The 7,867-nt window shown below is 45.1% G+C and carries 5 protein-coding genes; 3 read left to right on the forward strand and 2 right to left on the reverse strand.

The features are described from left to right. Window positions 1–166: 166 nt before the first annotated feature. Window positions 167–2,623: an endopeptidase La gene (gene lon / locus B4240_RS00760; protein WP_414707060.1), complete on the reverse strand. Its 2,457-nt coding sequence runs from the start codon at window positions 2,621–2,623 to the stop codon at window positions 167–169. A gap of 494 nt (window positions 2,624–3,117) precedes the next feature. Between lon and B4240_RS00765 the strand changes: the two genes are divergently transcribed. Then, window positions 3,118–4,491, forward strand: a complete 1,374-nt coding sequence (locus tag B4240_RS00765) for a Na+/H+ antiporter family protein (RefSeq protein WP_296236292.1) — start codon at window positions 3,118–3,120, stop codon at window positions 4,489–4,491. A 170-nt stretch (window positions 4,492–4,661) separates the two neighbouring features. Here B4240_RS00765 and B4240_RS00770 read toward each other — a convergent pair whose 3' ends face one another. Continuing rightward, a complete protein-coding gene (locus B4240_RS00770) occupies window positions 4,662–5,639 on the reverse strand; it encodes a 5-formyltetrahydrofolate cyclo-ligase (protein ID WP_296236293.1) in 978 nt (325 codons plus the stop codon). Between the two features lie 145 nt (window positions 5,640–5,784). Here B4240_RS00770 and fumC point away from each other — a divergent pair, with 145 nt between their 5' ends. Together fumC and B4240_RS00780 are read left to right on the forward strand one after the other, a co-directional pair. After that, on the forward strand, window positions 5,785–7,188 hold the full coding sequence (gene fumC, locus B4240_RS00775; protein ID WP_296236294.1) for a class II fumarate hydratase: 1,404 nt from the start codon (window positions 5,785–5,787) through the stop codon (window positions 7,186–7,188). Between the two features lie 404 nt (window positions 7,189–7,592). Then, window positions 7,593–7,867: DUF7606 domain-containing protein (locus B4240_RS00780; RefSeq protein ID WP_422662634.1), on the forward strand; the 275-nt coding region annotated here is incomplete at its 3' end.

Consider the following 7,867-nt stretch of genomic DNA (forward strand, 5'->3'; position numbering starts at 1 on the left):
GAGGATTCGGTCTTTAACTACTCGTACTTGGGCGCAACTTTAATTGTTGGGATTGGTATAACATAGGGTTTTAGAGAGATTGTTTTTTATTTTTACCAAAAAAAACCGCCCATTATGACGATGAGCGGCTCTTTAATTTGTAAGACTGGATTAGTAACTTTTTAGATTAGTTATGTAGCGCCTTGCTTGAGGTTTTATCAACCGTGACCTTTGCAGGTTTTAGCGGCGTTGGCATACTGACTAACGCTACTTTTAATATCTCATCAATTGTCGCCACTGGTTGAATGGTCAAGCCAGCTTTGACGTTATCAGGAATATCAGCCAAGTCGCGCTCGTTACTCTCTGGAATCAAGACATGCTTGATACCACCGCGATGCGCGGCAAGTAGTTTCTCTTTGAGACCGCCGATACGAAGGATTTTACCGCGTAAGGTAATCTCACCTGTCATCGCGATATCTGGACGAATGGCAATACCCGTCAAGGCAGAGACCAGCGCTGTGGTTAGCGCACCACCAGCCGATGGTCCGTCTTTTGGTGTCGCCCCTTCTGGCATGTGCACGTGGACATCAGTCGTCTTAAAGGTCTCGTAATCGATACCTAAGCTATCACTGCGAGCGCGGACGACGCTCATGGCAGCGCGAATCGACTCTTTCATCACATCGCCAAGAGAACCTGTAAAGCTCAGCTCGCCTTTACCCTTCATCGCCACCGCTTCGATGGTTAATAGCTCACCGCCAACTTGTGTCCAAGCAAGACCAGTCACACGGCCGATTTCGGGCTCTTCTTCAGCCAGACCATAATCGTATTGATGCACGCCCAGATAGTCATCGATATTTTTGTCATCGACCACTACCAGCTCACGCTCTGCTTTTTTCGGAGCACGAGCGCCATGCGTTTCAACCGAGCCGCGTACCACTTTACGGCAGATTTTATTGACTTCACGCTCAAGGTTACGCACACCCGCTTCACGCGTATAGCTACGTACGATGCTGTGCAATGCCGCTTCAACAATCTCAATTTCACCTTCTTTAAGACCATTATTCTTAATGGCTTTTGGCACGAGATATTTTTGCGCGATATTGACCTTTTCTTCTTCGGTATAACCCGGCAGGCGAATCACTTCCATACGGTCAAGTAGCGCTGGTGGAATGTCCATGCTGTTGGCGGTACAGATAAACATTACTTGCGATAAATCTAAGTCCATATCCAAATAATGGTCGTTAAAGGTATCGTTCTGCGATGGATCTAGCACTTCAAGCAAGGCTGATGCTGGATCACCGCGGAAGTCTTGCGCCATTTTATCGATTTCATCCAATAAAAATAGCGGGTTTTTGACTTCGACTTTCGCCAATGACTGCACGATTTTACCCGGCATCGCACCGATATAAGTACGGCGATGACCACGGATTTCTGCTTCATCACGGACGCCGCCAAGCGCCATTCGCACAAATTTACGGCCAGTAGCACGCGCAATCGACTCACCCAATGAAGTTTTACCAACACCCGGAGGACCAACTAAACAAAGAATCGGACCGCGCAGTTTTTTTACTCGTGACTGTACGGCGAGATATTCTAAGATGCGATCTTTCACATCTTGTAAGCCGTAATGGTCTTCGTCTAAGACGGTTTTGGCTTTGTCTAAATTGATAGAGACTTTGGTTGTTGCATTCCACGGCGTATCCAAAATCCATTCAATATAGTTGCGCACCACTGACGATTCTGATGAGGCAGGCGGCATCATTTTAAGTTTTTTCAGCTCTTGCTCAGCTTTTTTACGCACATCTTCTGGCAAATCAGCATCTTCTAGGCGCTGCTCGAGCTCAGCCACGTCATCTTCGGCATCGAACGCGCCGTTGTTCATATCTGACAGCTCGTTTTTGATGGCTTTCATTTTCTCGTTTAAGAAATACTCGCGCTGATTGTCTTCCATTTGCTGACGCACGGCATCTTGGATATCTTGTTCGATATTTTGCTCAGCGCTTTGTTTAACGAGATACTCAGTTAACGTATTGATGTGGGCTTTGATATCATCTTTTTCTAAGAATGACTGCTTAACATCAAGATCCATCGACACGCGGGTTGAGATAAAATACACCAGCTCAAGCAAATCATCGATACGTTTTGCCACGCGGGTTAGCTCACGGGCATTACGCAGACGCGCATCGGCATAGCCTTCAAACAATGTCGTTAAGGCTTGAATGGTATTTTTTTGCTGGCTCTCGTCCATAGTGACGTCGAGATCAGCACGTGTAAAGCCTGCCATCAATAGCTCGTCGTGATTTTCAATGCTATCGACGCGCGCACGGTATTGACCTTCGATCAAGACTTTGATGCAATTCTCATCGCTATCATGCGGCATGGTGCTGACGATACGGCACACAGTTCCGTACTGATACAAGTTATCTTGATCAATGTCTTCGGTTAGCGAGTCTTTTTGCGCCACGACCAATACTTTATTGCCATATTCAGTCTGTGCCAATTCAACGGCTTTTACCGAGGGCGCACGACCGACAAATAGGGCAATTTGCATATGCGGATAAACAACCACATCGCGCAATGCTAGTAGCGGCAGATAGTTTTCTTCGCCATCTTTAGCCTTAACGTTTTCAGCATCGACTTTAATAGTTTCAGCCGCCGACTCGTTTTCTAATGTATCGTCAGATGAGGTATTTAGCTCATTATCATCAGAAACGTTAGATGAAACGTCGACATCGATGTCGATATTGTCTTGGGCAATTTTATGTTCACTCATATATTCTTCCTCGTTCACCAGACTTGTAAAGTCAAGTTAGTGGTTCATGTTTAGATAAATGGTGCTGCTAGACAAAATTGCAAGGCTCTATGAGCAATCGTACGAAGAATATTGCATCTTTATTTGCATTTCCTTATATGTCTGCCAGGTTCTGCGCGTGGGTTTTTTGAGCAAAATCAGGTAAACTGACGCGCGTCTTAACCGCTGCGTTCAAACAGCGACGGTATGAATTAAAAGGTGAGTTAAAACGCTAGGGCGAAATAAATAGGCCAGCAAAGTGACAATAGCATGTCGATAGCGTGTCAATAGCGGGTCAAAAATACAGAGCAAAAACACAGGGTAAAAACAGGGTAAGGGGCGAGAATATGACCATCAATGCGGTGCTACTAGCGGTAGTCATCATGCTAGGGCTGTCTTTAGCGCGGGTACACGTGGTACTCAGTTTATTAATCGGGGCGCTGGCAGGTGGGCTGATTGCGGGTCTTGGCATGACCGATACCTTAAATGCCTTTCAAGAAGGTATCCGTAATGGCGCGCAAATCGCGCTGTCTTATGCCTTATTGGGTGCTTTTGCAGTAGCGATTGCGCATTCGGGCTTGCCGCAATCTTTGGCGGGCGCAGTCATTAAGCGCATTGATGCGCGCGGCGCAGGTATAGGGGCAGGTGGCATGATTAAATATATGCTGTTTGCAGGGCTCGTTACCATGAGCTGCTTTAGCCAAAATTTAATCCCCATTCATATCGCCTTTATTCCACTCCTCGTGCCGCCTTTATTGCTTGCCTTTAACCGCATGCACATCGATAGACGTCTGATTGCTTGTTTGATTACCTTTGGTCTTGTCACCACGTATATGTTTATCCCTTACGGTTTTGGTGATATTTATCTCAATCAAATCATGCTAAAAAACGTTGGTGAAGCCGGTATTGATGTATCGAATATTTCGGTCACGCACGCGATGGCGATTCCAGCGCTGGGTATGTTTGTGGGTTTGCTCGTGGCAGTATTTATCAGTTACCGAAAGCCGCGTCAGTATCAGCAGTTGGCCATCGATAAAGAAGCTCGCAATGCCGTCGTAGAAAAAGACGCTTTAAGCAAAACAGCCGCCGATGCACAAACGCAAAGTAAGGTGAAAACCGTTGTCGCGCTGATTGCTATTGTGACGGCGTTTGTGGTTCAGCTTTATACGGATTCGTTATTACTTGGCTCGATGTTTGGCTTTGGCGTCTTTATGGCAACGGGCGTGGTTAAGTGGCGCGATGCTGATACCGTGTTTAATGATGGTATCAAGCTGATGGCAATGATTGGCTTTATCATGATTACCGCGCAAGGCTTTGCCGAAGTCATGAAAGCGACCGAGCAAATTCAGCCGTTGGTCGATGGCGCAGCGTCGTTGTTTGCTGGTAATAAAGCGATGGCAGCATTTATTATGCTACTCATTGGTTTGATTGTAACGATGGGGATTGGCTCATCGTTTTCGACCATTCCTATTTTGGCAGCGATTTATGTGCCACTCTGTATTTCGCTAGGGTTTTCACCACTCGCCACAGTCGCGATTATCGGAACAGCTGGCGCGCTTGGTGATGCGGGCTCGCCTGCGTCAGACTCGACGCTTGGACCAACTTCTGGTCTAAACGTTGACGGTCAGCATGACCATATTAAAGATAGCGTAGTACCAACCTTTATCCATTATAATATTCCATTATTACTATTTGGCTGGATTGCGGCGATGGTGCTTTAATCAATAATCTAAACTCTTGTAGTAGACATAAAAAAGGCGAGTGACTTTATAATCATTCGCCTTTTGTGATTTTTTATAAAAGTCACGTAGGGTGCGCCTAGCGCACTGAAAAAGATGTCAATCTCGGCTATTGGTGCGCTGAGCACACCCTACAAATTGTTCGCTATCATTCATTTGCCACCGTTATTATCACCCTCATCAAAATCTTTAATCTCACCACTTAAACTATTCAAGAAAGCATCACTGTCGGCCAGTAATTTATTTAAGCGTTTCTCATTAACCACCCTTGCCAATTCATTAGAGTTGAAGGATTGCTCTTGACTATAGTAACGTATCTCTCTAGCGTCATCATTGCCTAATGTTTGCAAATATTCCTCAACATTCTCAGCGCTAGATGCTTTGTCATTGGAATTTTTAATCTGATTTCGTCTAAACCACCTCATGCCACTTGGTGTTATCAAACCATCTAACGGTACATCCCACGCTTGACGTTGTAACTGCTCAACTACTTGAAAGTCGTAACACCAGCCGATTTTTAATGGTTTTTTTAACCCTGCCTGCTGGCTTTTGCCAAGGGTCGTGTCATAAAAACCCCCACCCATGCCCATACGATTGCCGCTTAAATCTACGGCGACTAACGGACAGATAATCACATCTAACTCTCGCGCCCAATATAACCTGCGATGATGGTTTTGCTTCATCCCTAAGCTATGAATACGTGACGGGACATTTAATAATTTTTTATGATAAATGGGCACAAAGCGCAGCCGTTTATCAATATTACCCTTATCAGCACGACCGAGCGAACCAACCACTGGCAGATACGGCTGATAATTCGAACGTATAATCCAGTCCAACAGTGGCTGAGTGGGCAGCTCACCAAAGCCATCATAATATAAGCCGATCCTTGCATGCGGAGGTAAGCGCTGTTGCAGTTTAATTAAATGTAAACTTGCCATGCGCGCATATTGTCTACGTTCGCCAGCCGTTAATTGACGGCGCCGGCGGGTAAACTGCCGTCTTGGCGGATTACTTAAGCTATCAGCGGTTTTGACATCGTTTTTAGAGCGAATGTCATCGGTTGATAATTGAGATATCGAATCAAATACTACAGTAGCAGATTGTTGTTGGCTGGTGTTTTTAGACATCAGTTAGCCTCACGGACTTAGAGAAATTTGTGATAAGTCATGCTATCATAACCGCACTTTACAGCGTATACATCTTATGTGCAGCAGCTGTTGCATTTTTTATGAACCACCATTCATTTTGAATAAACCATCGAAGAGGGTAGTTATGTCGACACAGAATCAGGCAACTCGTACCGAAAAAGATACCATGGGCAACGTGGAAGTCCCAAGCGAGGCTTATTGGGGTGCGCAAACTCAGCGTAGCCGCGAGAACTTTAAAATCGGTGGCGAGACGTTGCCACGTCCGATGATTGAAGCAATGGCACTAGTGAAAAAAGCCGCTGCGATTACCAATGCGAGCCTTGAGCGTATCGAAGGCGATAAGCGCGATTTAATCGTGCAAGCGGCTGACGAAATCATCAACGGTGGTCTAACGGATCAGTTCCCATTGGTTGTATGGCAGACCGGTTCTGGCACCCAGTCAAACATGAACATGAACGAAGTATTGGCCAATCGTGCCAACGAAATCGCAGGGAACGCGCGCGGCAGCTACACGCCGATTCACCCAAATGACCATGTTAACCATGCTCAGTCTACCAACGATAGCTTCCCAACCGCCATTCGTGTTGCTGCTGCGCGTCAAATCAACAGCCTGCTTATCCCAGCGGTAAAAGCACTTCGCGATACGCTAGACAAAAAAGCGAAAGAATTCGACGACATCGTAAAAATTGGTCGTACACATTTGCAAGACGCCACGCCTTTGACTCTAGGTCAAGAATTTAGCGGTTATGTCAGCCAACTTGACCATGCATTAACGCGTATTGATAACGCCCTGCAAGGTCTGTATGAGTTGCCACTAGGCGGCACTGCGGTTGGTACAGGTCTAAACGCCCACCCTGATTATGCGGTAAAAGCGGCTGAGAAATTGGCTGAATTAACAGGCTTGCCATTTGTCACCTCACCAAATAAATTTGAAGCACTAGCCGCTCGTGATGCCGAAGTATTTGCTTCTGGCGCACTCAAAACACTAGCAGGCAGCTTAAATAAAATCGCTAACGACGTACGTTGGTTAGCCTCAGGTCCTCGCTGCGGTTTAGGCGAATTGACGATTCCTGAAAATGAGCCAGGCTCATCTATCATGCCGGGCAAAGTAAACCCAACGCAGTCAGAAGCAATGACCATGGTCGTCGCTCAAGTCATGGGTAACGATGTCACTATCAGCATGGCAGGTGCGTCAGGTAACTTTGAGCTCAACGTTTATAAGCCAGTAATTGCCTTTAACTTATTGCAATCAATCAAACTACTTGGTGATGCATGCAATAGCTTTAACGAAAATTGTGCCGTTGGTATCGAGCCAGTCAAAGACAAAATCGATGACTTCTTGCATAACTCATTGATGCTAGTGACTGCGCTTAACCGTCATGTTGGCTATGAAAATGCCGCGAAAATCGCCAAGACTGCTTATAAAGAAAACAAAACCTTGAAGCAAGTTGCCGTTGAGTTAGAGCTATTAACTGAAGCGCAGTTTGATGAGTGGGTCACGCCTGCTGATATGGTACATCCTTCTTAATATCAATATAAAAACCTGATTGGCCTTGTTTTTCTGCTACTCAGATTTTTAAATTTGATAGTCTAAGTGACAAAAAGACCTTGCCATCGGTTATAAACGGATGGGCAGGGTCTTTTTTTATCTATGAATTGAAGCACCTACACCATGCGCAACAATGTCTTACCCTTGGTCAACAAGTGCACCCATAGTTATAACAGCGCCAACAAAAATTTTGCTTATAATGGCTGCATAGATAAGGGCTCGTGAATAACAGTTCTTAGAACACGTTAAAACACGATAGTTTTTAAATCACGACAAAGTCAATAAGAGCGAATGATGAGACTAACTAAAAACAGTTCGCCACTAGCGTCCATATTTATATTTTCCTATCTATAAACATTCTACTTAAATCATTGAGGTAATTTATGAAAAAGTTAACTGCCGCTCTATCATCAGCTGGTATTATGATGGCGATGTTGGGTTCGGGTTCTGCAATGGCGTACTCAGACAACGTGATGGAGCCAAGCGAGAGCTATGACACTGCTGTTAAAATAAGACAAGTCAACTATACTTGTCAAAGCAACAAGAAAGTCAGCGTGACTTATGGTTTTAATAAAGAGTATTTACCGACCTTTGCAGAAGCCAATCTAAATGGCAAAAAAAGATTTTTACCGATTAACTTAGGGCGTGTCATCAATTA

It is taken from the genome of Psychrobacter sp. UBA5136, from assembly GCF_002414005.1.
Classification (GTDB): domain Bacteria; phylum Pseudomonadota; class Gammaproteobacteria; order Pseudomonadales; family Moraxellaceae; genus Psychrobacter.